The sequence below is a fragment of the Pseudomonas sp. NPDC089741 genome (genome assembly GCF_044748825.1).
Taxonomy (GTDB): domain Bacteria; phylum Pseudomonadota; class Gammaproteobacteria; order Pseudomonadales; family Pseudomonadaceae; genus Aquipseudomonas; species Aquipseudomonas helmanticensis.
On the sequence record NZ_JBIVGT010000006.1, the window covers coordinates 203,017 to 228,850 of the forward strand.

General features: G+C 58.8%; 17 protein-coding genes and 2 pseudogenes. 4 read left to right on the forward strand and 15 right to left on the reverse strand.

What is annotated here, in order from left to right; genetic code table 11:
* Nucleotides 1-13: 13 nt before the first annotated feature.
* The 7 genes and pseudogenes from glgA to ACIPZE_RS09390 form a co-directional block, all read right to left on the reverse strand.
* Nucleotides 14-1,600 (reverse strand): glycogen synthase GlgA, encoded by a 1,587-nt coding sequence (gene glgA / locus ACIPZE_RS09360; RefSeq protein ID WP_129393503.1) that lies wholly within the window; start codon nucleotides 1,598-1,600, stop codon nucleotides 14-16.
* A 636-nt stretch (nucleotides 1,601-2,236) separates the two neighbouring features.
* Nucleotides 2,237-3,190, reverse strand: a complete 954-nt coding sequence (locus ACIPZE_RS09365; protein ID WP_283436600.1) for a D-2-hydroxyacid dehydrogenase family protein — start codon at nucleotides 3,188-3,190, stop codon at nucleotides 2,237-2,239.
* Nucleotides 3,191-3,203: 13 nt separating this feature from the next.
* On the reverse strand, nucleotides 3,204-4,250 hold the full coding sequence (locus ACIPZE_RS09370) for an alpha/beta fold hydrolase (RefSeq protein ID WP_400772562.1): 1,047 nt from the start codon (nucleotides 4,248-4,250) through the stop codon (nucleotides 3,204-3,206).
* Between the two features lie 86 nt (nucleotides 4,251-4,336).
* Nucleotides 4,337-4,771: a YqaA family protein gene (locus tag ACIPZE_RS09375; protein WP_400772564.1), complete on the reverse strand. Its 435-nt coding sequence runs from the start codon at nucleotides 4,769-4,771 to the stop codon at nucleotides 4,337-4,339.
* Nucleotides 4,771-5,217 carry a DUF411 domain-containing protein gene (locus ACIPZE_RS09380; RefSeq protein WP_400772566.1) on the reverse strand — a complete coding sequence of 149 codons (447 nt, stop codon included), beginning with the start codon at nucleotides 5,215-5,217 and terminating at the stop codon, nucleotides 4,771-4,773. The genes ACIPZE_RS09375 and ACIPZE_RS09380 overlap by 1 nt, the downstream gene beginning before the upstream one ends.
* 241 nt (nucleotides 5,218-5,458) lie before the next feature.
* Nucleotides 5,459-5,986: pseudogene (locus tag ACIPZE_RS09385) on the reverse strand (methyl-accepting chemotaxis protein); the annotation flags it as partial.
* Nucleotides 5,987-6,319: 333 nt separating this feature from the next.
* Nucleotides 6,320-7,450 (reverse strand): annotated as a pseudogene (locus ACIPZE_RS09390) (cache domain-containing protein); the annotation flags it as partial.
* Nucleotides 7,451-7,833: 383 nt separating this feature from the next.
* Here ACIPZE_RS09390 and ACIPZE_RS09395 point away from each other — a divergent pair.
* Complete coding sequence (locus ACIPZE_RS09395; RefSeq protein ID WP_283436596.1) at nucleotides 7,834-8,361, forward strand: hypothetical protein; 528 nt, start codon at nucleotides 7,834-7,836, stop codon at nucleotides 8,359-8,361.
* A gap of 53 nt (nucleotides 8,362-8,414) precedes the next feature.
* Here ACIPZE_RS09395 and ACIPZE_RS09400 read toward each other — a convergent pair whose 3' ends face one another.
* From ACIPZE_RS09400 to ACIPZE_RS09420, 5 genes are read right to left on the reverse strand one after another with little or no spacing between them, the layout of a single operon-like run.
* Nucleotides 8,415-9,353 carry a GNAT family N-acetyltransferase gene (locus tag ACIPZE_RS09400; RefSeq protein ID WP_283436595.1) on the reverse strand — a complete coding sequence of 313 codons (939 nt, stop codon included), beginning with the start codon at nucleotides 9,351-9,353 and terminating at the stop codon, nucleotides 8,415-8,417.
* On the reverse strand, nucleotides 9,341-10,642 hold the full coding sequence (locus ACIPZE_RS09405) for a phenylacetate--CoA ligase family protein (protein WP_400772568.1): 1,302 nt from the start codon (nucleotides 10,640-10,642) through the stop codon (nucleotides 9,341-9,343). Before ACIPZE_RS09405 ends, ACIPZE_RS09400 begins: the two co-directional genes overlap by 13 nt.
* Before the next feature lie 48 nt (nucleotides 10,643-10,690).
* The gene (locus ACIPZE_RS09410; RefSeq protein WP_400772570.1) at nucleotides 10,691-13,093 is read right to left on the reverse strand and encodes an acyl-CoA reductase; all 2,403 of its coding nucleotides are present in this window, start codon (nucleotides 13,091-13,093) and stop codon (nucleotides 10,691-10,693) included.
* A 1-nt stretch (nucleotide 13,094) separates the two neighbouring features.
* Nucleotides 13,095-14,225: an acyl-protein synthase gene (locus ACIPZE_RS09415; RefSeq protein ID WP_400772631.1), complete on the reverse strand. Its 1,131-nt coding sequence runs from the start codon at nucleotides 14,223-14,225 to the stop codon at nucleotides 13,095-13,097.
* Nucleotides 14,226-14,270: 45 nt separating this feature from the next.
* On the reverse strand, nucleotides 14,271-15,491 hold the full coding sequence (locus ACIPZE_RS09420; RefSeq protein WP_283436592.1) for an MFS transporter: 1,221 nt from the start codon (nucleotides 15,489-15,491) through the stop codon (nucleotides 14,271-14,273).
* A 537-nt stretch (nucleotides 15,492-16,028) separates the two neighbouring features.
* Between ACIPZE_RS09420 and ACIPZE_RS09425 the strand changes: the two genes are divergently transcribed.
* Nucleotides 16,029-16,217, forward strand: a complete 189-nt coding sequence (locus ACIPZE_RS09425; protein WP_283436591.1) for a hypothetical protein — start codon at nucleotides 16,029-16,031, stop codon at nucleotides 16,215-16,217.
* An 18-nt stretch (nucleotides 16,218-16,235) separates the two neighbouring features.
* Here ACIPZE_RS09425 and ACIPZE_RS09430 read toward each other — a convergent pair whose 3' ends face one another.
* Entirely contained in the window at nucleotides 16,236-16,613 is a 378-nt protein-coding gene (locus tag ACIPZE_RS09430; protein WP_129393542.1) for a fe2+ zn2+ uptake regulation protein, read from the reverse strand.
* A gap of 302 nt (nucleotides 16,614-16,915) precedes the next feature.
* On the opposite strand from ACIPZE_RS09430, the gene ACIPZE_RS09435 reads away from it, so the two are divergent.
* Nucleotides 16,916-19,252, forward strand: coding sequence for an acylase (locus ACIPZE_RS09435; RefSeq protein ID WP_400772573.1), 2,337 nt, complete (start codon nucleotides 16,916-16,918; stop codon nucleotides 19,250-19,252).
* 198 nt (nucleotides 19,253-19,450) lie between these two features.
* On the opposite strand, the gene ACIPZE_RS09440 is transcribed toward ACIPZE_RS09435, so the two are convergent.
* Nucleotides 19,451-20,452 carry a FecR family protein gene (locus ACIPZE_RS09440; protein WP_283436589.1) on the reverse strand — a complete coding sequence of 334 codons (1,002 nt, stop codon included), beginning with the start codon at nucleotides 20,450-20,452 and terminating at the stop codon, nucleotides 19,451-19,453.
* Between the two features lie 152 nt (nucleotides 20,453-20,604).
* On the opposite strand from ACIPZE_RS09440, the gene ACIPZE_RS09445 reads away from it, so the two are divergent.
* On the forward strand, nucleotides 20,605-20,874 hold the full coding sequence (locus ACIPZE_RS09445) for a PepSY domain-containing protein (protein WP_122855145.1): 270 nt from the start codon (nucleotides 20,605-20,607) through the stop codon (nucleotides 20,872-20,874).
* 58 nt (nucleotides 20,875-20,932) lie between these two features.
* On the opposite strand, the gene ACIPZE_RS09450 is transcribed toward ACIPZE_RS09445, so the two are convergent.
* Nucleotides 20,933-25,750 carry a dermonecrotic toxin domain-containing protein gene (locus ACIPZE_RS09450; protein ID WP_400772575.1) on the reverse strand — a complete coding sequence of 1,606 codons (4,818 nt, stop codon included), beginning with the start codon at nucleotides 25,748-25,750 and terminating at the stop codon, nucleotides 20,933-20,935.
* Between the last annotated feature and the right edge of the window lie 84 nt (nucleotides 25,751-25,834).

Here is a 25,834-nt window from a genome sequence, read left to right on the forward strand (position 1 = left end):
GTTGACCTCCCTGTTACTTGTGAATCGCTTTGCCCAAGGCCTTGGCCACCAGTTGTTCGTAGAGTTCGGCGTACGGTTCAACCGCTTTGCACCAGTTGAACGGCGCCGCCATCGCGCGGCAACGCATGGCATTGAGCAGCTCTGGGAAGGCGAAAACCTTGAACGCACGGCTCAGGGCTTCTTGGTAACTTTCAGCGGTGGATTCGTCGAAAAGGAACCCGGTGACACCGTTTTCAATGGTGTCGGCCAGCCCGCCGGTATTGCGCGCCACCGGCAACGAGCCGAAGCGCTGGGCGTACATCTGGCTCAGGCCGCAAGGTTCATAACGCGATGGCATCAGCAGGAAATCGCTGCCGGCGAACATGCGTCGGGCGTCGGTTTCATTGAAGCCGATGCGCACACCGATCTGCCCGGGAAAGCGCAGTGCCAGTTCACGCATGGCCTGTTCTTCCTCCGGCTCGCCGCGACCGATGATCGCGATCTGGCCGCCGTTTTGTACGATGTACTCGGAAACGGCCTGGGTCAGGTCGAGGCCTTTCTGATAGACCAAGCGTGACACCACAGCGAACAACGGGCCTTCGGAGTCATTCAGTTCAAACAGGTCGCGGACGTGGGCGGCGTTGACGGCTTTGCCTTCCCAGTCACCAATGGCGAACGGTGCGAACAGGTGTGGATCGGTGGCCGCGTCCCAGCTCTCATCGATGCCGTTGGGAATACCGCTGAGCAAGCCTTGCTGGGTCTTGGCGGCCAGAAAACCGTCGAGGCCACAGCCGAAATCCGGGGTGGTGATTTCCTGAGCATAAGTCGCGCTGACGGTGGTGATGTGGCTCGAATAGGCCATGCCGGCCTTGAGGAACGACATCTTGCCGTAGAACTCCATCCCTTCCTGTTGCAGGGCATGCGCGGGAATACCCAGCTCAGGGCAAGAGCCGAGGCTGGTCACGCCTTGATAGGCAAGGTTGTGAATAGTGAACAGTGTTGGCGTGCGCTGCCCTCGCCAGTGCATATATGCCGGGGCCAGGCCGGCCGGCCAGTCATGGGCGTGCACCAGATCCGGGCACCAGTGGATTTGCGCAAGGTTGGCGGCAATGTCGGCAGCGGCCAGACCGAGGCGGGCGAAACGAATGTGGTTGTCCGGCCAGTCGCGACCGTTGTTGGCGCCGTAGGGCGAACCTTCACGCTCGTAGAGTTCAGGGCAGATCAGCACGTAAATCACCAGGCCGTCCGGCATGTCCATGCGACCGATCTGGCACGGTGGCAGCGCAGCATGGCCGCCGAGTTCGCCGATGATGTGGATCGGGTTCTCGCTGTGCATCACTTGCGGGTAACCGGGAATCAGCACGCGCACGTCATGCAGGTGCGCCATGGCGCGGGGCAGGGCGGCGGACACGTCACCCAGACCGCCGGTCTTGACCAGATCGGCGATTTCCGAGGTCACGAACAACACTTTCTTCTTGTTGGGATTCTGACTCGCAACCGGAGTCAGCGTCTTGGTGCCGGGGACGTTGATCTGTCGGCTGCCGGGAACGCTGACGGTGCTCGCTTCGCCAACTGACTGTTGAGCACGCTCTCCCTGAATATCCAATGCCGCACTGATCATATGAATCTCCCGTGTTATTGATCTGATTCTTCTCATTCCCTGTAGGAGCTACCGAAGGCTGCGATCTTTGGCTTTTGCAAGGATCAAAAGATCGCAGCCTGCGGCAGCTCCTACATACCGCGAGCGCAATCACGCCCGGCATCGGTGAGCAAACGCTACCCAACACGCGCAAGCAGAATGGGTGATCGGGCCGTTGCAAGGATTGCACCAGTCGCTTTGGCCCTGCCTTTCAGATGACCTGCCGCTTCGTGCAAAAGTTTCGAGTTTTTTTCCGCAATATGACCGGCAGGTCGAACCCCGAAAAAACCAGTCTAGGCCAGATCCTAGAGCGGGCCAGAGCAAATGGGTAAATTGTTCGACAATCGGTTTGCCGTTAACGGCAACCGTGCTCGGGAGGGGCAAACGCACCGACGAAGTGCAGGTTTTTTTAGCGGGAGGGGCCAAAACGGTGACTGGGCGGTCACGATTTTGTGCTAGCGAGAAGTGCGGGTGCACTGTTGTGGTGCGAACAGTTTGTTGATCAGGTGACCCCTGTAGGAGCTGCCGAAGGCTGCGATCTTTTGATCTTGATCTTAAAAACAACATCAAAAGATCGCAGCCTTCGGCAGCTCCTACACAGGTGCGGTGTCAGGCAAATTAATTCAACAGGCGAATTGGCTTGTCCGTCGCCCAGGCTTGAATATCCTCGATCATTTGCGAAAAGAACTGTTGATAGTTCTGTCGGCTGACATACCCCACGTGCGGTGTCGCCAGTACGTTATCCAGTGTGCGAAAAGGGTGCAGCGCTGGTAGCGGCTCTTCAGCGAAAACATCCAGCGCCGCGCCGGCGATCTGCCGCTTCTGCAGCGCCTTGATCAGCGCAGGTTCATCGACAATCGGCCCGCGCGCCGTGTTCACCAGCAATGCTGTGGCTTTCATCGAGGCCAGTGCCTGTGCATCGACCAGCCCGCGACTGCGCTCGCTGAGCACCAGATGCACCGAAAGCACATCAGCCTGCTCGAACAGTTGCTGCTTGCTGACATAGGTCACGCCAACCTGCTGCGCGCGTTCGGCGGTGAGGTTTTCGCTCCAGGCAATCACGCGCATGCCAAACACCTGACCGAACTGCGCGACACGCTGGCCAATACTGCCCAAACCGAGAATGGCCAGAGTCTTGCCATGCAGGTCGCCGCCCAGCCCTTGTTGCCATTGCCCGGCGCGCAGAGCGTTGGCTTCAGCAAGCAGATTGCGCGTGGCCGCCATGATCAGCGCCCAGGTCAGTTCCGGCGCCGCATGCTTGTAACTGTCGGTGCCGCAGACCTGGATGCCGAGTTTTGCTGCCGCCGGCAGATCCAGTGCAGCATTGCGCATGCCACCGGTCACCAGCAGTTTCAGATTAGGCAAACGCGCCAACAGGTCGGCATCGAAGCGCGTGCGTTCGCGCATCACACAGATGACCTGATATTTGCCCAGGCGCGCGGCCAGGGTGGCGTTGTCCGCCGGGTAGTCATGCTCGAACGTCACTTCACCGATGCTGTCGAGTAGCGACCAGTCGACAACGTCGCGGGCCACGTCCTGCCAGTCATCGATTACTGCAATCTGCACCGCCATCAGCCTTACCTCATCAACGAACGGGATTGGTTGTGTTCAGCCAGCCGAGCAGCGCCTTGTGGAACTGCGCCGGTTCTTCCATTTGTGGCGCGTGGCCCATGCCGGGAAACTCTACCAGCGTCGACTGCGGGATCAGCTTGGCCACTTGTTTGCCGAGCACCTCGTAGTGACCGATTCTGGCTTTCACCTCAGGTGGCGCGAGGTCCTTGCCGATGGCCGTGGTGTCGGAGGTGCCGATCAGCAACAGCGTCGGCATCTTCAGGTCCTTGAACTCGTAGTACACCGGCTGGGTGAAAATCATGTCGTAGATCAGCGCCGAGTTCCACGCGACCTGGGTCTTGCCCGGCCCCTTGCTGAGGCCGGCGAGCATGTCGACCCAGCGATCGAATTCGGGCTTCCAGCGACCATCGTAATAGGTGCTGCGCTCGTAATCACGGATGCCTTGAGCGCTGACTTTCAACTCGCGCTGATACCACTGATCGACGGTGCGATAAGGCACGCCGAGGGCTTTCCAGTCTTCCAGGCCAATCGGGTTGACCAGCGCCAGTTGCTCGACCTGCTCGGGAAACAGCAACGCATAACGGGTGGCGAGCATGCCGCCGGTGGAATGGCCGAGCAGGGTAGCCTTCTGAATACCCAGCGCCTTGAGCAATTGCTGGGTGTTGGTCGCCAGTTGCTGAAAGCTGTATTGATAATTGTCTGGTTTGCTGGAGGTGCAGAAACCGATCTGGTCCGGGGCAATCACCCGAAAACCGGCTTCACTCAAAGCCTTGATCGAACTGTCCCAGGTCGCCGCGCAAAAATTCTTGCCGTGCATCAGCACCACGGTGCGACCGTTGGCCTTACCGTGGGCAGCGACATCCATGTAACCCATCTGCAACGATTTGCCCTGGGACTGGAAGGCGAAGTGTTTCAGCGTGTAGGGGTATTCAAAGCCTTGCAGCTCTGGCCCGTAAGCCGGGCCTTCGGCAGGCGTTGCCTCAGTGGCAGCATGGGCAAACAGCGGCAGCGCGGCACTGAGCAACAGACCGGGCAGCCAGCGGAAACGCGTGACGGACATAAGGGCAAACTCCATTGAAATCGGCCGATCCTGGAACGGCGGGATTAGGGCGACGTTAAACACAGGCAATCAGCACGTCTGATCGTTCAACCGAGCCAGCCGAGGGTCAGCATTGCGACCACGGCATAACGCGCGCCTTTGGCGAGGCTGACGATCAACAGGAACCGCCCGAGCGGCTCGCGCATCACCCCGGCGATCAATGTCAGCGGGTCGCCGATCACCGGCAGCCAACTGAGCAGCAATGACCAATGGCCGTAGCGTTCATAGTGTTTGCGCGCCCGCGCCATGTGCCTGGGGCTGACCGGAAACCAGCGCCGCTGCTGAAACCGTTCGATGCCCCGCCCCAGCCACCAGTTGACCAGCGAGCCGAGCACGTTGCCCAGCGTCGCCACGGCAAGCAGCCCCCACAGCCAATATCGCTCACTGGCAAGCAAGCCGACCAGCACCGCCTCGGACTGCAACGGCAACAACGTCGCCGCGCCGAATGCGGCAAAGAACAGCCCGGTATAGGCAACTGCCATCAGTGCGCCGGATAGTCCGCCACCACCACGTCAGCGCCGTTCTTCTTTAAGCCGATCACTTGATAGGCATCGCTCATGCCGTCCATTTCCATCCCAGGCGAGCCCATCGGCATGCCTGGTGCGGCGACACCGAGCAGGTCGTCGCGCTTGCTCAGGGCCAGCACTTGATCAGCCGGCACGTGGCCTTCGACGAATTTGCCGTTGATGAGTGCGGTGTGACACGACGCCAGGCGCTGTGGCACGCCGTGTTGTTGCTTGAAGCTGCTCATGTCGCTTTCGACGTGGTCTTCGACTTTGAAACCGTTGGCTTCGAGATGGCTGATCCATTTTTTGCAGCAACCGCAATTGGCGTCGCGATGCACTTCGATCGGGATCAGGTCGGCCGCCTGGGCCAGGGAAGAGAGAAACAGGGCGCTCAGGGCGACCAGACGCAGGTGGTTTCGCATGATGAGATCTCGACTCGGATGGCGGTCAAAAAAGAACGCATTTTGACCGGTTTTTCCTGCCTGGCATCAACGGAGTGTTTCCAGTTGCTACAAGACAAACCGGCACGATCATCGTAGATCAAAAACCTGCGACCCCCTGTAGGAGCTGCCGCAGGCTGCGATCTTTTGACTTTGTCTTTCCAGATCAAGATCAAAAGACCGCAGCCCGCGGCAGCTCCTGCAGAGGTGTCATTGTGTTGGATCAGCGGACTTTGAAGCGGCCCATGATTGCGCTCACGCGGCTGTTGGCTTCCAGCAGTTGCCGGGTGTTGAGTTCGCTGGCCTGGCCGCTCTGCACCAGTTCGTCGACCATGTGGCGGATCTGCACCATGCTGCGGTTGATCTCTTCGGTCACCGCGCTTTGCTGTTCGGCGGCGGTGGCGATCTGCGTGCTGAGGCTGTTGATGTGGCTGACCGAACCGGCCATTTCATCCAGACCCGAGTTGACCCGCGCGGTGGCATCCGCTGCCGACTGGCAACTGGCCTGGGTGTTTTCCATGGCGCTGACCGAAGAACTGACGCCTTGGGTCAGACGGGTCAACATCTCGTTGATTTCCGACGTGCTGGCCTGGGTGCGGGCGGCGAGGGCGCGCACCTCGTCGGCCACCACCGCAAAGCCACGACCCTGCTCACCGGCACGCGCCGCTTCGATCGCCGCGTTGAGTGCCAGCAGGTTGGTCTGGCCGGCAATCGCGCCGATCACCCCGAGAATCTCGGTGATGCGCTGGGCGTCTTGCTGCATGTTTTCAACCTTGTGTGTAGCGCTGGCCACCTCATCGATCAGCGCGACCACGCTGCTGGTCGCTTCACCGACCACCACGCGTGAACGGTCGGCGTTTTCGTTGGCGCGCTGGGTGAAGGCAGCGGTCTCGGCGGCGTTTTGTGCAACGCTTTCCGCCGTCGAACTCATTTCGGTGATGGCGGTGACGGTCTGATCGGTTTCCGAGGCGTGACGCAACAGGATCTGGCTGGTGTGCGCCGAGGTGCGTTGCAGGTTGTCGAGGCCCGACGCCATGGCGCCGGTGGCCTGGGTGACTTCGCCAATCATGCTTTGCAGGTAAGCGATAAACGTGTTGACCGAATGGCCGATCGCGCCCAGTTCATCCTCGGCGCGAATGGTGATCCGTCGCGTCAGGTCGGCGTCGCCGCTGGACAGCGAATCGATGTTGGCTTTCAAGGCTTTCAGGCGCGAAACCAACTGGCGGATCGCATAGACCTGCAACAGCACGAGCAGGATCACCAGCGGAATCTGCAGCAGGCTCAGGGTGCTGAGTACATCGTCACGCTGCGCGGTGAGCATTTTGGTCGGCAGGGCCGTGGCGAGGAACCACGGCGTGCCCTCGATCGGACGCATGAAGAAGGTGCTGGCTTCGCCGTTGTTGTCGAACTCGACGCGTTGCGCCTGATCGCGGTTTTGCAGGCCGGCCTTGACCTGGCTGGCGAAAGTCGAGGCGCCGGCCAGTTCGCTGATGTTCTTCAGCACGATCGGGCCGCTGATGCGCGAGCTGTTGCTGATGATCTTGCCGTCCGCTTCGACGATCAGCATTTGCGCGTTGAGGTCTTTCTCCTTGCTTGCGACCAGGTCATTGAAGAAGCCGAGGGTGACGTCGATGGTCGACACGCCGTAAGCGGCTCCATTCTTCTGAATGGCCATCGCGCAGTTGGTACGTGGCTCGGCGCTGGCGTCGTCTTTATAGGCTGCGGCCCAGGCGCACTGGCCGCGCGGCGTCGCCATGCCGCCCTTGTACCAGCTCTGGTCGTAATAGTTGGGTGCCGCGTCGCTGTTCCAGAAGGTGTTCACCGCCAATTTGCCCGAAGCATCGCGGTGCCAGAAGGTGCTGAACTTGTTGCGCCCGGCTTCACGCTGCCCCGGCAACGGCCAGATGCCGCCGCCAAAAACCTTCAGCTCGCCGTATTGATCCACCAACCCCGGCAACACCGTGTCGATCGCGGCACTGTCGAGCAGCGGGATGGTCTGGGTGATGCTGCGTTGCTGCGCCTGGACTTTGTAAAGTTCGCCCTGAATCTGCTCGGCGACTTCAGCGATGCGGTTGAGCACCACCTGTTCTTCGGTGTGGCGCAACTTGGGCGCGACCAGTTGGCTGATGCCAACCACCGTGAGCACCGACAACAGCAGGATAAACAGAACCAGAAACAGCGTGTAGCGAGCCTGAATGGTACGGAATGCGGGCATGGGGATCCGGTCCTTGAACTGCGATTCTTGTTAGAGGGGTGGGAGTGAAACAGTGCGGGTATCTCAGCGTATCGTCGCGCTGGCAAGAAGCTTGAGGTACTGGCGTACTAAAAAGATTGCCGCCGATGACTGGTCAGTATCGGGTTGGATACATTCAAGCGGACTTACCTGCTTGTCAGCGTCAAGCGCTGGTTGTTTACCGACAGTCGCAGGCGCTTTAGCCCAAGGTTTGTGGGGCTATGGGTTATTTGTATCGAGAATGTACAAGAATTGTAAAAAAGTGCAGAAACAGGTTGGTGCCATCAGTTCGCCCCGCTGATACTCGCGTCCATTACTGCGTTCAACACGGACATTTTTATGGTCATTTTTCAGGGAGTCTTCTCATGACGATCGGTATTGTCGGCGGCTGGCAGGCCAAGGCAGGGGTTCTGGTACGCGACACCGGCGCCAAAAAACAAGTATCCCAGAGCGTCAAGGTGCAGCAGATGCTCACCATGGTCGGCAGCAATCCTATGGCGTTGAATACTGCCGAAATGGATAAGCAGGGTTTGCGACGGGCAATCAAGGGTTTCGATCCGGCGAATGTGTCGGTAAAACAATTGGGCAACCTGAGCGAAACGTTGCGTAGCCGCGGGCTGATCTCCGAGATTACTTCCTTTACGCTGAAGAACGCCGGCGACAAGTTCGATCGTTTTGGCGTGACGAAAGATATCGATGCGAAATTCAACGCGCTGGAGTACTTCGCGACCCAACTCGATGCCATCCAGAGCAACGGCCTCAATGGCAACGCTTACGGCAAGAGCCTGATCCCCGAGTTTAAAAAAGCGATTTACGTCCTGCAGAACCTGAAAACCTACGGTGAAGGCAACATGCCGAAACCTGTCGACAGCGGCGTCAAAGCCAAAGCGTAAAGACCACGGAACAAGGCCCGCACAATCTCTCGGCGGGCCTGCCAGTCTTTGGTTCAACGAGCTTGCAGTGCGGTATTGCAGTAATCGCCGAAGCGTTGCTGTATTTGATCCTGCAGCTGTTGCATGCGCGCGCAGTGCAATTGCAACTGGCGCGGCAAGTAGTTGCGGTGAAACAGTGCCAGCCAGCCTTCGCCGCGATCATCCGGGACAATCCCGGTGAACGTGAACCCTGCCATCGACAGATTGTGCATTGCGCCGGCAAAACCTTCTGCCAGCCTGAGCCTGATCGAAACCATCCAGTGTGCCGGCAATTGCCGCAGTTGCTGGAGCACGGCACTGCTCAGTTGTTTGAGCACCATGTCATAACGCCCTGAATGCTGGTCGAAATGCATTGCTTGCCCGACCCAGGGTGAGGGTTTTTTGCGCGTGCCAAACTCGTTGCACATCTGCTGCATGAAATCGGCGCAGCTGGCTGGCCAGTCAAGCGATGGCAGCGGCCGCTCGTAGTCGTCGATGCCTCTGAAACCCATGACGATCGACTCCGGCAATATCTCGCCAAATGGCGAAGGCGCGTAGTCGGGTAACAGTCCCGTGCTGTGAAATCCGAGCCTGTCGGCCATTTTTTGCGAGTAGGCGTGATGGGTCACTTGTTTGATCGTCACGCCACGGCAGCCCAGCGCTTGCGCATGGATCAGCAACTGTTGCCCCAGCCGCGTGGCAATGTTTTGCTCACGTGTCGCTGGATGAACCACAGTCAGCGCCAGTTCGGCGACCGGCGAGCCGGCATTTCTGAACAGTGTCGCGTGGCCGAGGATTTTTTTGCCGCTCACGGCCACCAGCGAATGCCAACGGCCATCGTCGTGGTTCTGACTGATCATGTAGGGCAGATAAACGTGGGGATGAACGTAGTGGTCGCCATAGACTTCGCGGAACAGGCGGCTGACCGCCACAGCATCGGTGCTGCGGTAGTTTCTCAGGGTCACGATGTCCATGTGTGCGGCTCCGCAGAAGCATTGCCATAGAGGCGCAGGTCGACAACTTTCTGGTGTTTGCCCGAGCGGGGATGACAGGCGAAATCCTCACCGACGCAGCTCGCCACTTGCAGATTGAGTAATCCATCGGCAGTCAGTTGTTCGATCAAAGGGTACTGATCGATCAACGCCGCGCGCAGTTCTGCACTGACTTGCGTCGTGTCGAGGCGCTGCGCGGCGTGCCGCCACTTAAGGTGCAAGTCATCGCGATTGTTTGAATGATCGAGCACCAGTTGCCATTCACCTCCGGCAGCAATGCGTTGCACGATCTCGCCGATTTCGGCGGTCAGCAGGGTCAAACTGCCGACCCGCACACGCTGGCTGTCCATGCTGCGCCCCATCAAGGCGAATTTACGCATCGGTGCGCCACAAGGTTCTTTCCAGCAGGCGAGGTCGCCCACCGGATAGCGAATCAGCGGCATCAGGCGACGGGTGAAATTGGTGAGGACCAGACGTCCCGTCCGCCCGCAATCCTCGATAACCTCACCGGTCTGTTCATCGAGGATTTCCACCACACTGTGGCGGTCGAGCATGCGGTGTTCGTCCAGGGCGCAGTCACGGCTACTGAAACCGATAAACCCGGCGTCGACACTGGCGTAACCGATCGAGGCGATCCGGGCGTTGGGAAAGATCCGGCGCAACAGCAGCAATTGCCCGCCGAACAGGCTTTCGCCGCCGTAGAGCAGGGTGTCGATACCTTCAAGCGTGCGCGACTGACGCGCAAGCCACGCAGCAAACGTCAGCAGGTGCGCCGGTACACCGGCTAAAACGTTGATCCGGTATTGAGCAATCGAATCGGCCAACACTGCAGAATCGACGTTACCGGTAAACGGGAATTCGGTGACGGCACTGCCCGTATGCGCGAGGGCATCGTGGACGAACACGAAACTGGCATACAGGTCGCCGACGAAAAACAGATTGGCAATGCGGTCGCCGTCATTCAGTTGCGCGGTGAGCTGGACGCCAAAGTCGCTGACCAGTGTCTGCCATTCGTCACGGGTGAATACCGACAGTTTGCCGTTGCTGGTGGTGCCACCGGTCTTGAATACCAGCGCCTTGGCGAGGCTGCCTGTGAGTACTGACCAATGATCGAGGTCATGGCTCGATTGCCAGTAGGTGTGCGGATCAATCAGCGGTAATTCACCGAGGCTCGCTATACAGGGCGCGACGTTGTGCAAATGTTCGCGATAGTAATTCGAATACGCTCGGGCAAAGCCGACCAACTGGTTCAGTTCAATTGCAGCTGTCATGGTGATCTCTCGAAGTAATGGCGCCAGGCCGGGTGCGGTTGCTGCACTTCAACGGCGCGCATCGATCAATAAAGGGGTTTTGCCGCTGTGCTTGTTGCGGTGGAATGACGCCGGTGGGCAGACCTCGACCTCCAGTTTCAGCAGTCCGCTGCGCACCAGGGTTGCCAGGAGGGAATAGCCTTGCAGGCGTTCGAGAACATCTGCCGGTTCGCGGGGACTGCGAAACAGCAGGCTTTCAACGCCGTCAGGCGCGTGCGCCATCAGCAATTGAAATTCGGTCTGCAGATGCTCGGCCAGCGTGCTCAGGCAAATGAAATCGGTGCCGATACGCATCAGCCGACCGTGTCGCTGCAACAGTTCGAAACGCGGCGATGTCAGGCCGCAATCACATGGGCCGGATAGCCAGCGGCCGCTGTCACCCACGTCATAACGCTGGATCGGCTGGCCTTCACGCGCCTTCGAGGTGAATAACAGTCGGCCAACTTCGTCGCCGGCAACCGGCACATCGTCATCGAACGCGACAATTTCCAGCGATTGGATATCGCTCAGCAGATGGAAAACGCTATCGCCTGTCGCAGCGCAGGCATGCCCAAGCGGGCCGGCATCGACGCTGCCATACACCGCCGAACGAATGCTTTTGACGCCGCAACTTTGCAGCAGCTCACGGCAGGGCTGACTGAGGTGTTCACCGCCAAGGAAGACTTTTTCGATCCCGTTGTAATCGCGTAACGTTTGCTGCTCGTTGAGGAACAAGCGGTGCAGGGTGCTCGGCATGCCAATCAACACGCTCACGCGTTGTTCGACGATCAGTTGCGCAATCTCGCTGTAATCGTCATCGGCCGGCGCGCCCATTGGCAGGTGCGTGGCGCCGAGCAATTCCAGCACTTTGGCGAAACTGAAAAAACCGCCGTACAGCCCACCGCTGAAAAACAGGTTCATCACCCGGTCGCGGCGCGGATCAAGCCCTGCGGCAAACATGCCGTCGGCAGTCGCGCGCATTTGGCGCTGGAAGTCGCGATGGCTGAAGCCGGACAAGGTCGGCGTGCCGCTGCTGCCTCCCGAGCGGAAATACAACTGCGCAGCCGCGTTGGCAGGCCGTTCGACAAAGGCTTGTTTATCCATGATCGGCAGGTCACTGACGTCTATCGCCTGGGACTGCGGATCGAGCGTCGCGTGAGTCGGCAGCAGCGTTGCCGGCAAGCTGATCGAGACGCGGCGGCTCAAGCGTTGCAGCGCATATACACCGTCATGGGGCTCACCGTCGTAACCGTCATGAATCAAATTGATCGGTGCGATGCGCGTAACGCCAGCCGCAATCAAGGTGCGCGACAGTTCGCCGGTCTGTGCCGCAGGACACACCAGCGCGCAACTCTGCAACACGTTGCGCCAATCGAGCAGAACGTGTGCGAGGCGAGCGCGCGGCAGCGGTTTGAGCAACAGCGTGCGAAACAGCGGGGAGGGTGTCAGCACCTGATCGTGAGTCCAGATCACGCGCCAGCCGGGAGCACTCCAGACTTCGGCGGTCAATCCGGAAAAACTCTGGCCGAGTCGAGTCATCGCCACCCGGCTGGTGATTTCCGAGGCTTCCTGCAGCGTCGGCAGCAACGCTGGCCAGCGTTCGGCTCGACGACCGAATGCATCTGCCAGCGCCGCACCGATTTGCTTGAGAACGCCCGGCTCGTCACTGTCGACCAATAACCATTGGGGGCTCGAACACGCCTGCTGATCGAGGCGGCAGACTTCGTCGACGATGGCATCCAGCGCTTCTGCGGAAACCGAATCGGGGGTCATGTAGACGAAACTTATGCGATGTCCCCAGTCGATCCAGCGGCACCCGGAAGGCAGGTGTTGACGAATCGCCTGCAGCGCCGCAGCGCCACCCCACGCGGCAACACCATTGGCCCGTTTGCACAATTGAGCGATTTGCGTGGTTGCTACCGGCAACACGGCGAGGTAGTGACCCAACTGACCGCTTGGATCGCATTGCAGCAGTGCGCTGAGCAAGCGGGCAGTCAGGCCTTGATCGCTGCTGCTGGGGCGTAGCCAGTTGATGTTGCCGGCCAGCAGGCTCTCCACAACTGCACAGAACGCCAGCATGGGTGCATTCGCCGGGGTGATGTGCACAACCAGTCCGAGCGGACTCCAGTTCTCGAAGCGCGCTTGCGTGTAATCGAGGCGTCGCAGAGAACCGGGTTGATCGCCGAGCTCGCGTTCAAGTTTGCTTTGCAGCGCCTGCGGCTGGCAAAACCCGATCAAAGCCTGGCGCTGATCTTCATCCAGCACTACGTTGCTATCGCCGCTGCGCAATTGTTCGGCAAAACGCGCCGCCGCGTGAATCACTGTGCGGCTGTGCAGCGGGCTCGCCAGATGTTGTGGCAGCGCCTGGTGCAATTGTTCCAGGGCCGTGTCGACAGGGTAATCGGCGTGCAGTTGTCCGTTGATCAAATACATATCAATGCTCTCCGAGCAATTCGGCCGCAGCCATTGCGCAACTTCTGCTGGCAGTGGTGCCGGCACGGCCATGCAGTTCGAACCAGTCGGCGCTCAATCCGCATCCGCAGGTTGTACCGGTATGCAGGGTGGCGAGATCGCTCATGACCACCGCATGGGCGGGGCTTGACGAGATATAGGGCGAGACGAATCCGAGCAGGCCACGTTGGCCAAAGGGCAGCACGCGCAAGTCCGCCGGATCGCGCACATAGGCCTTGGCATATACCGGCACATGGAAGTGGTGGTGACTGCATTCGACATACGGCACCGCATGCTCGACAGCGCCATAGCCATCACGGCAATCCGTGGTATCGATGCCCAATTGCTGGTGGATGCGTGCATACAACTGCGCCTTGGGGATTTCCTCGCGGGCGCGGGTTTTCCAGCCGCCACCAAAAAATGCCAGCGAGCCTGATGGCAATTGCAGGTCTTTCACGGTGGTTGCCTGCATGTGCTCGAGGGACTGCCAGAGGAATGCGGGGAAACCGAAAATGCGCACCGGCATACCCTCTTCGGCGAACGACTGCAAAGCGGCGATCACCCCGAACACGTCGAACTGATGACCATCGCCAGTGTTGCGCAAGGCATAGGCGACACGGTTGGCCTTGGCAAAGCGACACAGGAACTGGTCGGTGTATGAGGTTCCCAGGCTGATTTGCCCCTGCGGTTCATAGCTCAACAGCAGGTAGTTGCACGGCGTGTCCGGTGTGTTCCAGCCGTAATGCTGAAAAATTCGCTCAACCATGTATTGCGCACCGGCAATGCTGCGTTCGTCATAGCGCATGCGGCTTTTCTGGCCGCTGGTGCCGGAGGACGTCAGCTCCAGCGCGTTTTCGCCCGTTGAGCTGAGCAGCAATTGTTGCTTGAAGAAGTTGGCGAAGATCGCTGGCAAGCGCGACCAGTCTTCAAGACTGTCGAGGTCGCTTTCCTGTAAACCGTTGGCATTCAGCCAATGCCGATAGCCCGGTGTCTGCTGACAATGAAAGTGACTGATTTCGGCCATCGCCCGGTCGAACAGACCGGCCGGCACGGAATCGGCGCAATAGGGCTGCGGCAACGCACAAAGCGCATCGCCCAGGGGGAAGTGATTAATCATCAATATCCATCATCGAGAGGGGACAGGGGGGAACGCACCCGGTCAGGTGCGCAGAACACGCTGCAAGGGGGGCAGGCACAACAGGCCGCCGAAAGCGGCCCACAAGCTAAAAAGTTTGAGGCTGGTGCCACCTCCAAGCGTCGCAATCAGCCAGCCGCCAGCGCCCATGACAGCAATCGAAAGCATGCCGATCATGGCGGACACCAGACCTTTGCTGTCCTCGCTGGCAAACAGGGCGATTCGATACAGCACCGCATTGCTCATACCCAGGCCGACCGCATACATCGCCAGCGCTGCGACCAGCATCGGCACCGATTCATCGGTCAGCATCGAACAGAGCAGGGCCAGCAATCCAAGGCAGTAAGGCCACAGCGCCAGACCAATCAAACGCGGCAGTGCGTGGGTGGGCAGCAGTCGATCAAGGAGAAGGTTGCCGACAATCACGGCGGCAAATACCGGTATCTGCCACAGGCCATATTCCACGGCAGACAAGCCTTGCCATTGCATCAACAACAAGGGGGCAAGGCCGATCCAGGCGATCAGCGGCAAACTCATGAACCCCAGCGCAAGGCTTGCGCAAAGGAAGGTGCGGTTACCCAGTAGCGCTGCGTAGCGTCGCAAGATCTGCCTGAAAGACAGCGGCGTCGGCGGCAGATGTTTGCCGTCATTGCGCAGTACACCGATGGTTTCCGGCATGCACATCAGCAATAGCAGCCAGGCCAGCGCTGCGGCAAACCCGAGGCCGAGAAACAGCTGTCGCCAACTCAGCCATTCCAGCAACAGGCTGCCCAACAGTGGCGCAAGCAACGGAGACAGCAATGCAACGTTGCCGAGCAGCGCCATGAGGCGTACGGCATCGGCCTCGCGGAAAACTTCCTGCAATGCCGGATAGCTGACGGCGACGACAAAGCCCAGGCCCATGCCTTGTATCAGGCGCAATACATTGAATGCTTCGATCGAGCGTGTCGCTATGGCTGCCGAACTGGCTAGAGCAAACAGTGCGCAGCCGATCAACAACAAACGTCGTCGTCCATAACGATCGGATAAAGGCCCGATCAGCCATTGCAGACAGACCCCGCCGATCAGATAAAGATTGAATGCATTTGGCACATGACGTGCGTCTGCTTCGAACTCCTTAACCACGCTGAGCATGGCCGGCATGATCATGTCGCTGGCCATGTAGGTCAGAAGTTCGAAGAGGGTTATGGCCAAGCAAAATCCAATGATTTTTACCGGTCCAAGGGCGATGAGTGTTCTCTGCATGACATCCTGTCTCTTTTGTCAAAAACCTGCTGCATAGCCTATTGGGGCTTGGCTGGGCGTGCTAACGGTCTGCGTAGACAGGAAATTTCAAAAAGTAGCGGGTTGTTTCGATGCGCCCTGAGCGCTGGCTGGCGGGGCTTTGAGATAACTTGAGGCAAAAAAAATGCCCACCAGAAGGCGGGCATTTTTTGCTGTTGAATCTACGGGATCAGCCATCATCCAGCGGGGCGAACAATCCTGTTCTATCGATGGTAGTAGCCGGGGCCACCGCCATAGTAGCGATGGTGGTCATCGTGCCACCCGCCGTGGGGAAATATGATGCAACCACTCAAGGTCAGCACGGCAAGCAGGGGAATCAGCCAGGCGATTCGACGGAACATTTCTACAATCCTCATGGTTACGCCGCCATGAAGCCAAAACTCTTCAGCGGCTGTAACATGAGACTCCGGCAATTGCCGCGCATCCCCGAAACAAGGTATGTGCCTGGCATGTTAACGGATACAAACCGGATACATTCCAACGCTTCAGGAACCTGCAATGACTCAGTCGCAACGCTTGAAATACTCGATTCTGATCGCCCTCATGGTGCTGGCAATCATGCTCGGCCTGTCCTGGCTGCAAAACACCGGGGCGATCAGTGAGAAAATGTTCCAGTACATCGCCATCGGTGTGGCGGTGGTCGTGGTAGTGATCAACGCCGTGATGCGCCGCAAGGTCAAACCCTGACGGCGACTGCTTGATGCATCACTCGTTGTCGAGAATCGCAGCAGCCTGCGGGTGCAGGCTGTAGCTCTTGTCGGCGTTGATGGTGATCACGCCTTCGGCGCACAAACGCTTCAATACTTCGCGCACGCTGAGAAACGACAGCGGAATGTCCAGATCGAGCAATTGGCTGTGCACGCCACGCACGCCAAGGCGACGATTGCCATGCGCAGCGCTCAACAGCGCGTCGATGACCTTCAGACGAATCAGGCTGGTGCGCAGGCCGAAACTCTTCAGCAGCAGGCGGATTCGTTCATTGCCGTGGCGCTCGATCCTTTGTCCGAAATCGCTGGCGCTCGGCCCCATGGAAGCTCCTTGTGGCGCCTGGCTACCTTCCGTTGGTAGTTGCGAGTTGTACATGCGGTGACTCCTTTTCAGGACCTGATCAGGAAAGGGTTTTTTGTGCTCTCTCTAAACAAGACGTTTCAGCACGACAAATCATGAAGGGCAATATGTAGAAAATTTGTCGCTGATTTGTCGTTTCCCCGTAATCACGGCTCCAGATAGCTGCCTACCCGGCTAAATTTTTTTTCGCCGATTCGTTTCCTGAACAGCAGCATTGCGCCCAGGCGCGAGCATGACTTTCAGATCGGACCCGGCGCAATTGGTGTTTTTCTACGTCTTGCGCGGGCCGATCCTTGCCTTATCGATCAGGAGCGAGCGTGATTATTTCCAGGCAGTTAACCGGGTTGGCCCTTGCCGGCATGTTTCTCGGGCTGAGTCTGTCAGCCCATGCGCTCAGTCCCGCCACCCAGGCCAGTGCCGATATTCGTCGCACCGCTTTTGGTGTGCCGCACATTCGCGCCGAAAACGAGCGTGGCCTGGGTTTCGGCATTGGCTACGCCTATGCGCAGGACAATCTGTGTTTGCTGGCCAACGAGATCGTTACGGTCAACGGCCAACGTTCGCGTTATTTCGGCCCGGATCAGTTCACCGTCGAGGAGCGTGAAAATCGTGTCAGCGATGTGTTCTTCACCTGGTTGAACACGCCCGAGGCAGTGCAGGCGTTCTGGCAGGCGCAGCCGACCGAGGTGCGCGACCTGATGCAGGGTTATGTCGCCGGCTATAACCGCTATCTTGGCGAGCGCCGTCAGCAAGGGCTGCCGCAGCAATGCCAAGGCGAGTGGGTACGCGATATCGCCGCCGAAGACCTGGTCAAACTGACCCGTCGGCTATTGGTTGAAGGCGGTGTCGGGCAGTTCGCCGAAGCCTTGGCCGGGGCCACTCCGCCGCAAGCCAGCGCGCAAATCGAGCAGCCATCACACGCTTGGCAACTGGCCGACACGCGTCAGCAACGCTTTGCCCTGGATCGCGGCAGCAACGCCGTGGCGGTGGGCAGCGAGCGGTCGTTCAATGGTCGTGGGATGTTGCTGGCCAACCCGCATTTTCCTTGGGTCGGCGGCATGCGTTTCTATCAGATGCACCTGACCATACCTGGCAAACTCGACGTCATGGGTGCCGCTCTGCCGGGGTTGCCGATGATCAATATCGGTTTCAACCAGCATCTGGCCTGGACCCACACGGTCGACTCTTCGAAGCACTTCACCCTGTATCGCCTGCAACTCGATCCAAGGGATTCGACGCGCTATTTGCTCGACGGCAAATCCCTGCCGCTGAACAAGCAGACGGTGACCGTGCAGGTCAAACAGGCGGATGGTCAGGTCGTGCCGGTGTCGCGTGAGATCTACAGCTCGCAGTTCGGGCCGATCGTGCAGTGGCCGGGCAAGCTCGACTGGGATCACCAATATGCGTTCAGCCTGCGCGATGCCAACCTCGAAAATGATCGCGTGCTCAAACAGTGGTACGCGATGAACCAGGCCAACAGTCTCAAGGATCTGCAGGATTCGGTGCACAAGATTCAGGGCATTCCGTGGGTCAATACCCTGGCGGTCGATGACAAGGGCCAGACGCTGTACATGAATCTGTCAGTGGTGCCGAACGTCAGCGCTGACAAGCTCGCCAAGTGCAGTGATCCGCGCGCCGGTTTGCAGATGATCGTGCTCGACGGTGCCCGCAGTGGCTGTGCCTGGGATATCGATCCGCAAGCCGCGCAGCCGGGTATTTATGCCTCCAGCCAGTTACCGCAACTGCTGCGTAAAGACTTCGTCCAGCACTCCAACGATTCCGCGTGGCTGGCCAACCCGGCGCAACCGCTGACCGGTTTCTCGCCGCTGATCAGTCAGGACGGTCAACCGCTGGGGATGCGCTCGCGCTTCGCCCTGGATCGTCTCGCGTCGCTGGACAAGCAAGGCCCGTTGGCGGTGCAGGATCTGCAACGGATGGTGATGGACGACAACGTCTATCTGGCGAGCCAGGTGTTACCGGACCTGCTGAAATTCTGCGCGAAGGACCTTGGCGCGGACGCGAGCAAACTGAAACCGGTCTGCGCCAGCCTCAAGGCCTGGGACGGCCGCGCGAATCTGGATTCCGGCAGCGGCCTGGTGCATTTCCAGAACATCATGCAAACCCTGCAGGAATCGCCGCAGGTCTGGCGTGTCGCGTTCGACCCGAAGGCCGCGCAAAGCACGCCGCGCGGGCTTGCCATCGAACAGCCTGACGTCAGCAAAGCCGTGCGCGAAGCGATGCTCGCCTCGCTCGAACTGAGCAGCCAAATGGGCATCAAGCCTGATACCCGCTGGGGCGATATCCAAGTGGTCAGCAGTGGTGGTCAGCAAACCGCGATTCACGGCGGGCCAGGTACTCTCGGCATCTACAACGCCATTCAGAGCGTTCCGCGTGAAGACGGCAAACTCGAAGTGGTCAGCGGCACCAGCTATCTGCAAGTGGTGAGCTTTGACGATAAAGGACCGCACGCTCAGGGGCTGCTGGCGTTCTCGCTGTCCAGCGATCCGGCGTCGAAATACTCGCGCGACCAGACCGAAGCGTTTTCGAAGAAGCAGTGGAGCGTCTTGCCCTTCACCGAGCAGCAGATCAAGGCTGATCCGCAGTATCAGGTGCAGAGCATCAGCGAAGCGGCGGATAAGGTGGCTGCGCAATAGACGTCTGCGTCGCAATGAGAAAGCCGCTGTCCTCTGATTGAGGGCGGCGGTTTTTTTCACCTGCAATCGTCTAAGGCGCCGGGACTTTTTGGCGTGCGGCACATTGTGTCGAGTTGGCGGAGGATATGGGGGGCAAGTCAGATGGAGAAGAGGCTGCTGCGCAACCCAACGGGGATAAATCCCCTTGCCACTGGGTTGTCAGGACTTCGGTGCGTGCTTGGGGATCGAGTTGATCACCGGATTGCCTTCGGCATTGCGGGTCAGGTAGACCGGCAGCACTTTGGGCAGAGAGTTGACGAGGCCGTTGATCTCTTTGATGTTGTAGACGCCGCCCACGCGGATCGCGCCGGTGCTGGTGTCGGCGAGCATCAGCGGGTTGTTCAGGTAACGGTTGATCAGCGGCAACGCGTCGTTCAGTGCAAGGTTGTCGAGGATCAGTTTGCCGTTGCGCCACGCCAGTGAACTGTCATTGTCGTAGGTCTGGCTGATCTGTGGCGTGTAGTCGCCATGCCTGTACTGCGCCTGCATCGACGGGCCGAGGCGCAAACCGTCGCCAGGCAATGCCGTGTTGCTGGTGACCAGCACCGAGCCTTCGACCAGATTGACGCGTACCTGATCTTCATACATCCACACGTTGAAGCGAGTGCCGGTGACGCGGACGCGACCTTCGGCAGCCTTGACGATGAATGGGTGAGTGATGTCGTGACTGACGCTGAAAAACGCTTCACCCTTTTTCAGGGTGACCCGGCGTTCGTCCTTGTAGTTGCTGTAGGTCAGCTCGGTGTTCAGGTTCAGCTCGACCTGGCTGCCATCGTTCAAAGTGACTTGGCGGACATTGTCGCTGGCTTCGAAATGCTGGTAGCTGTTGGGTAGCCAGCCCATGTTCCACCCGGTGTAGGCGACCAGTGGCAGGCCCAGCGCGAAGATGCTGGCGGATATTGCATATTGACGCCAGGCCGGGGCCGGATTGCTGGCCGGCAGCGCGACGACAGGATCCGGACGCGGCAGATGTTCGGCGACGTCCCAGATCTCCAGCATCGCTTCGTATTCGAAGGCATGGAGCGGATGCGCCTCGCGCCATTGCTCGAATGCCACACGCTCCTCGGCGGAACAGTCGACTGCGTGCAGACGCATGCACCAATGCGCGGCGGCATCGGTGATCGCATCGTATTCGGCTTCCGAGAGGGTGTCTTCGGTCATTGACTCATCCTGGTTTGCTGCATTCTAACCTTCCGGGCCGTTGGTCGAGAACAACCGTCATGGCATTTACCCATCAAATTGGAACTTATTTTCCTCGGCAACACCCAAAAACAGGACGTCTGACGAACATCATCCATAAATGGAGTGAAAAAATGATCAAAAGAACCTTCGCAGCTTTCGTGGCAACCGCCGCCTTGTTGAGTGCCGGCGCGGCCATGGCCGACCGCCCGGGTGCGGGATGGATCACCATCGAGAAGGCTATCGAGATTATCAAGACCAAGGCCGGTTACGTCGAAGTGTATGAGATCGAAGCCGACAACGACGGCTACTGGAAAGGCGAGGGGCGCAAAGCCGATGGCGTGGTCTATGAGTTCCGCATCGACGGTGCCTCGGGCAACGTGTTGCGCGACCAGAAAGACTGACCTCGCCGCGTAATCAAGCGATGCGCAGGCACCATGGCCTGCGCATTTTTTTTGCCGGTCAGCTCAGCGCTTCGTTGGGGCTGGTAACCGGGTCCAGTTGCCGACCCATTTCACAGATCAGAAAAGCGATCGAATCGGCATTGCGCAAAATCGTGTCGATGCGCGGGTGTGGATTGGATGTGCTCAGAAATGCCGTTCGCGCGTCCTCGACGGTTGGGCTCTGCGTGACTTTGAGAATTTCCTTGGCGACATGCTCGATACCTGGAATCTCATCGAAGCTGATCCACTCCTGCAGTTCATTGCTCCAGCGTGCAAACAGCTCCTCGCGCGGTGTTTCGAGTGACAGTGCTTCGCGCTGGAATCGCGTCTGGGTCTCTTTCATCGCCGCGCCGTAACCGGTAATGGTGGCAATCAGGTCACTGAACGGCCGCCGGGCTTCGAGGGACGCGATGTCCACCGCCTTGTTGGCCTGATGGGCGAATTCATGGATCAGCGTGGATGCCTGGGCATGCCCCTCGACGTTGAACGGCTGGGTGAGGCCAACCTTGTACCAGTCGAGTTCCTGATTGAAGAATTTTTCAGTGAAATGCACCATTTTCCGTGCGTCGTCATCAAGCACGAAGGCGATCAGCCCGCTGTTGCGGTATTTGTTCGAGCCGACGACGAAGCGGTCGGTGTTCATCAGGTCTTCGGTAGGGTCGACCAGGGCATTGCAGATCGGCACGATGGTCTTTTTGATCTTGGCGAGAATGTCGGCATCGATGCGTTGCACGCCGAAGAACGATTTGAGGAACGTGTCCAGTCGCGTCCCAGGGGCATGGTTTTTCAGTTGCGCCATGTTGTGCAGGCTGTTGAGCGCATAGTACCGGGCCATGTCGACGGCCTGCGTCAGCAACCGTGCCTTTTCCGGGTGCCTGGCGCGAATTTCTGCCATGCCCTGGGCTTCGATGTTCAACCACACTCTGGCTTCTCGCTCGTTGGCGTGGCGGTTGTACATTTTTGACAAGGCTTTGCCGAAATGCACGGTGTGCCGGTCGGTATCGATAATCAGCTGTCGGGATGCCGTGTGTTGCAATACCGGGCCTGCCTGTTCGGCTCCCTTGATCTGCCAGACCGCTCCAGGCTTCTCCACTGGATAGACCTTGCCGGCGATCGGCGCATAGAGGGTTTTCGTCGGCAGATCCTCATAGGTGCCATCCGCCACTTTATGCGTCAGGTCTTTTAACGCAATCGTGGGTGTTTCGAACGTTTGCAGATTAGTGCGAGACGCCGCAGTGGGGCGAATCTCCTGCCATTGAGGCGCGCTGGGCGTTGTTGCGACGGGCACCTGCTGAATCGATGCTTCTTTTGTAGTCAATTTCGACTCCAGTGAAAGCCGACCGAGGGTGATCATTTCTGCGGCGCCGGCAATAAACGTTTCCAGCGCACGCTTCCAGTGATGATCCTGTAGCGCCTCGGCGGAGTTCATGGCGTCCTTGAAGGCTTGCCAGAGAAACTGCACATAGGCGAGTTTGCCCGGCAGCAGTCCGCGAACCAGTTTGATGCCGGAACTGAAGAGGTTTTTCGCCACTTCCCAGTCCTCTTGTGCCGACGGCAACGAATGACTGCTCAGCAAGCGTGGCAACAACGCAAGGTTGTCACTGAACAGTTGCATCAGCGCATTGCCGTCGACAGATTTTGACGCGAGGGTTATTTCGCTGGTTTGTCCGGTACTGCTCTTGAACAGCGCGCCGAAGATCGATTGTTCGCTGGCGGGCAACCGTCGCAGCAGCAGGTTCTGTAGTGCCCCCGGAATGTTGAGGGCGGAGATGACAGCAGCTTCATCGGCAAATTCGCTGAACGCTTGTTCACCGTGGTACGGCGTATACAGCACTTGTGGCCCGGGTTTGCCGGATGCGGGGCCGATCAGGTACATACCAAGAGCGGTGACGGCTTTTGCTCCGGCGGTTTTGATCAGCGCCAGTGGACGCAACAGCGCATCGGCCCCCGGCACCCTTGCGCGCGCGGTGGCATCCGGCATGTCGAGTACCTGAGTGATCAGGTCGAAGGCCATAGCGCTCAACCGCTGTTGCAGTTTCAATTGATGAGCGTGTTGCAGGAGTTGCCAGGGCAACTGACGGACATAGCGCTGTTGGCATGCTTGTGCATCGCTATTTTTGGCTGAGAGTGCGCTGGTGAGCTTGTTGGCGAACGTCGAGCCTATATCCAGCGATAGCAGCAGGCTTCGGATTGCTTGCTGGTCGATATTCTTCGGCAGCACGGCGTTCGTACCTGACGTCACCTTGAAGCTGGTTTGCTGGGCGGTGTGGCTATGATTCAGGGCGAAATCGGTGAGGCTCATGGCAGGACCGGCCAAGGCCAGCGCCGGGGTGATCGCGATTTGCCGGGGATCAAGGTCCGGTGCCTGGAAACGGCTGGACAACAATGACTTCAGGGTCTGCTGAACATAGTCATGCAGGGTCGGCAGCCCGTGCAGATAGTCTTTGTCATCCGTGACGCTGTTGCGCCATTGCTCGAGTATTTCGAGGTGCAGTTGCTGATCACCGAGCGCGGCCATGCCCAGCCATGCCGGTAGTGACTGTTGCTTGCCGAGGGCTTTGGCCAGTGCGCTGGCCTGATGCAGGTTGCTGTCGATTACCTGCTGGCTCAGGTTTTTGAGCGCGTTATTCTTGGCGAGTTTCGGCACATTCAGATCCCGCACGCGTTTGCAGCGCTGGAGAAACTGCTCGATGGCCGATTGCACGCGGTTCTCTGGCACGCTTTCGCCGATCAGGTGGAACTCTGCCATCGTGTATTTCTGGTGAAAGCCATTGCTGAGCGGTGAAAGGTTCTCCAGCAGCAAGGGTCTTTTTTCCGAGTCGAGCAATCGCTGGTTCAGAACTGACCGCACCGCGTCGACGCCATCGAATACTTCAAGGCCCAAGGCAGGTGTCCACAACAGCGCGCGCCCTGAATGCTGATTATCGAGGCCTCCACGTTCGGTCAGCATGACGCAGTTCGCCAGCGGTGAAATTTCGCTCTGGCCGGTAGCCTGCAAGCTGAGCGAAAAGGCGTCGGGACGGAAGCCGTTGAGGCCCTTGCGCCGAACGCGCTCAGGCTTTTCGGGGTTGAATACCGTATCGACAATCGCTTGTTCATCACGGCGCAATGTACCGTTGAGCACGCGAATTCTGGCTTCACCGGTCATGCCGACAAACAGCGCATGCGCGAGTTTGTTTTTCATGTTGTCCAGGTACAGGCTTTGCAACGCTGGCGTTGTGATCGGTTGCGCGAAAAAGTCGCCGCTGATGGCGTCCAGCACACTGGCAAATTTCTTCGTTTCAGCCGCCGCCGCATCTGCGCTCAACAAAGACGGCAGAACGCCGCCGCTGAGTGCCGGGCGGGTACTCCAGCGCCCTTCGGTGTCGAGCGTCAGCAGGCGATCGTGGAGCATCGAGCGGACATCCAGCGCTTTATCGAACAGGGCGCGGATGTCTATCGCACCTTCGCTGTGACGAAATACCTGCAAGGCATATTCGATGTTCTGGCGTTGCTTGGTGATAATGCCGGACAGCAGCACGGCAAAGATGTCGCCAGCGATCATTTCACCCGAGACGTGGGGTTTGTCGAAGCCAAGAAACTGCTGGCGTTCCTCCAGGCTCAGCAAGCCATAGAGTTCCTCTTCGTGGCCAGCACTGCTGAACTTGCTCAGCAGTGTATTTTTCAGATCCTGATAATCCTTGAGCACCTGCAACCCTTGAGAGGGGGTGTACAGGCAGGCGTCGGTGTGGCTGAACATCAGCGAACCTGCCAGCTCGACAAAGTTGGCCTGGTATTCCCACAAACGTACGGTTTCCAGTGTGGCAATGCGCCGGGAAACGCTATCGAGTTCTATCCATGCCAGCAGGTCTGTGCATTTTTTTGCATCGATGATGCCCGCCTCGCGCTTGAGTACGAAGTCGGTGAGCGCCTGTTGGCGGATGGCCTGGGTGAAGAACGCGCGCCGTGTGCTGCCGTCGGCGCTTGCTCCGTTCCAGTAAACTTCCATCTGTTTGTAAAGCCGGGTCAGGAGGTTGGCGGAGGCGTTTTTGACCGCGCTTTCCCAGTGCTTTTGGTCGTCAGTCTGAGCCGGCCTGTGCGGATGGGAAAATACATGGGTCTGATCGGCAGGCCATCCGCCATGGCGGTAATAAAGCAGCACGGCATCAGTCAGTGTCATTGTATCGAGCCAGCGTCTCGGCCCCGTATCATCGGCAGTATCAGTGCCCGCGTGAAAACTCAGACGAGTCTGGGCCTGGTTCACACCCGGCATCGTCAAAGCCAGCAATTGGGCAAGGATGGTCTCAAGCAGGGCGCCGAGCGCGGGCAGGTGCAACGTCTCGTTGAGCAAAGCCTGGGCGTTGAGGCTCTGGCAGTGTTCGAGCGCGGCGCGCTGATCATCGAATATGTCGCCGTCGATGAGTTGGCAGGTCACGGTCATACCGCGCTTTTCCAGCAGGTATTTGCGTTGCGACAGGGCGAGGAACGCCAGCAACCGGTCCTTTTCGTCAGCTTCGTTGAGGCGTTGTTCGAGGTGTCCGGTCAAGGCCTTGAGGCTGTCGAACTTCTTCAATCCTGCAAACGGCGTGTAAAGCAGGTAAGCGCCGTCTTCGGGAGTGCTACTGAGGATGAAACAGCCGGCCAGCGGCAGGGCGGGTGGATCCTCGGTATTGAGCAGCAAACGATGAGCAAGCATGGGCGGCGTTTGCTGACTGCGCAGGGCCTGGGTAGCCAGTTGTACATGCTGCAGCCATTTGAAGTCCTGGGTGGACAGATTGTGTGCAACACCGAGTTCGGCCCATAGGCCAGGAGAGTCAAGAAAAAAGGCAAACAGCAGCGGTGGAACGGAAGCGGACATTGTCGGGTCTCGGTCAGGCGGCTTTCAGTGCGCCGGTAAATTGAACTGCCAGCCTAAAAGCCCTGCGGTCAGAGAAGGTGGTAC

Coding starts and splice junctions, on each gene's coding strand:
- ACIPZE_RS09425 (WP_283436591.1), top strand. CDS start 16,029: ATGACTCAGTCGCAACGCTTGAAATACTCGATTCTGATCGCCCTCATG.
- ACIPZE_RS09375 (WP_400772564.1), bottom strand. CDS start 4,771: ATGGCAGTTGCCTATACCGGGCTGTTCTTTGCCGCATTCGGCGCGGCG.
- ACIPZE_RS09450 (WP_400772575.1), bottom strand. CDS start 25,750: ATGTCCGCTTCCGTTCCACCGCTGCTGTTTGCCTTTTTTCTTGACTCT.
- ACIPZE_RS09395 (WP_283436596.1), top strand. CDS start 7,834: ATGACGATCGGTATTGTCGGCGGCTGGCAGGCCAAGGCAGGGGTTCTG.
- ACIPZE_RS09410 (WP_400772570.1), bottom strand. CDS start 13,093: ATGTATTTGATCAACGGACAACTGCACGCCGATTACCCTGTCGACACG.
- ACIPZE_RS09405 (WP_400772568.1), bottom strand. CDS start 10,642: ATGACAGCTGCAATTGAACTGAACCAGTTGGTCGGCTTTGCCCGAGCG.
- ACIPZE_RS09445 (WP_122855145.1), top strand. CDS start 20,605: ATGATCAAAAGAACCTTCGCAGCTTTCGTGGCAACCGCCGCCTTGTTG.
- ACIPZE_RS09380 (WP_400772566.1), bottom strand. CDS start 5,217: ATGCGAAACCACCTGCGTCTGGTCGCCCTGAGCGCCCTGTTTCTCTCT.
- ACIPZE_RS09430 (WP_129393542.1), bottom strand. CDS start 16,613: ATGTACAACTCGCAACTACCAACGGAAGGTAGCCAGGCGCCACAAGGA.
- glgA (WP_129393503.1), bottom strand. CDS start 1,600: ATGATCAGTGCGGCATTGGATATTCAGGGAGAGCGTGCTCAACAGTCA.
- ACIPZE_RS09400 (WP_283436595.1), bottom strand. CDS start 9,353: ATGGACATCGTGACCCTGAGAAACTACCGCAGCACCGATGCTGTGGCG.
- ACIPZE_RS09440 (WP_283436589.1), bottom strand. CDS start 20,452: ATGACCGAAGACACCCTCTCGGAAGCCGAATACGATGCGATCACCGAT.
- ACIPZE_RS09370 (WP_400772562.1), bottom strand. CDS start 4,250: ATGTCCGTCACGCGTTTCCGCTGGCTGCCCGGTCTGTTGCTCAGTGCC.
- ACIPZE_RS09420 (WP_283436592.1), bottom strand. CDS start 15,491: ATGCAGAGAACACTCATCGCCCTTGGACCGGTAAAAATCATTGGATTT.
- ACIPZE_RS09365 (WP_283436600.1), bottom strand. CDS start 3,190: ATGGCGGTGCAGATTGCAGTAATCGATGACTGGCAGGACGTGGCCCGC.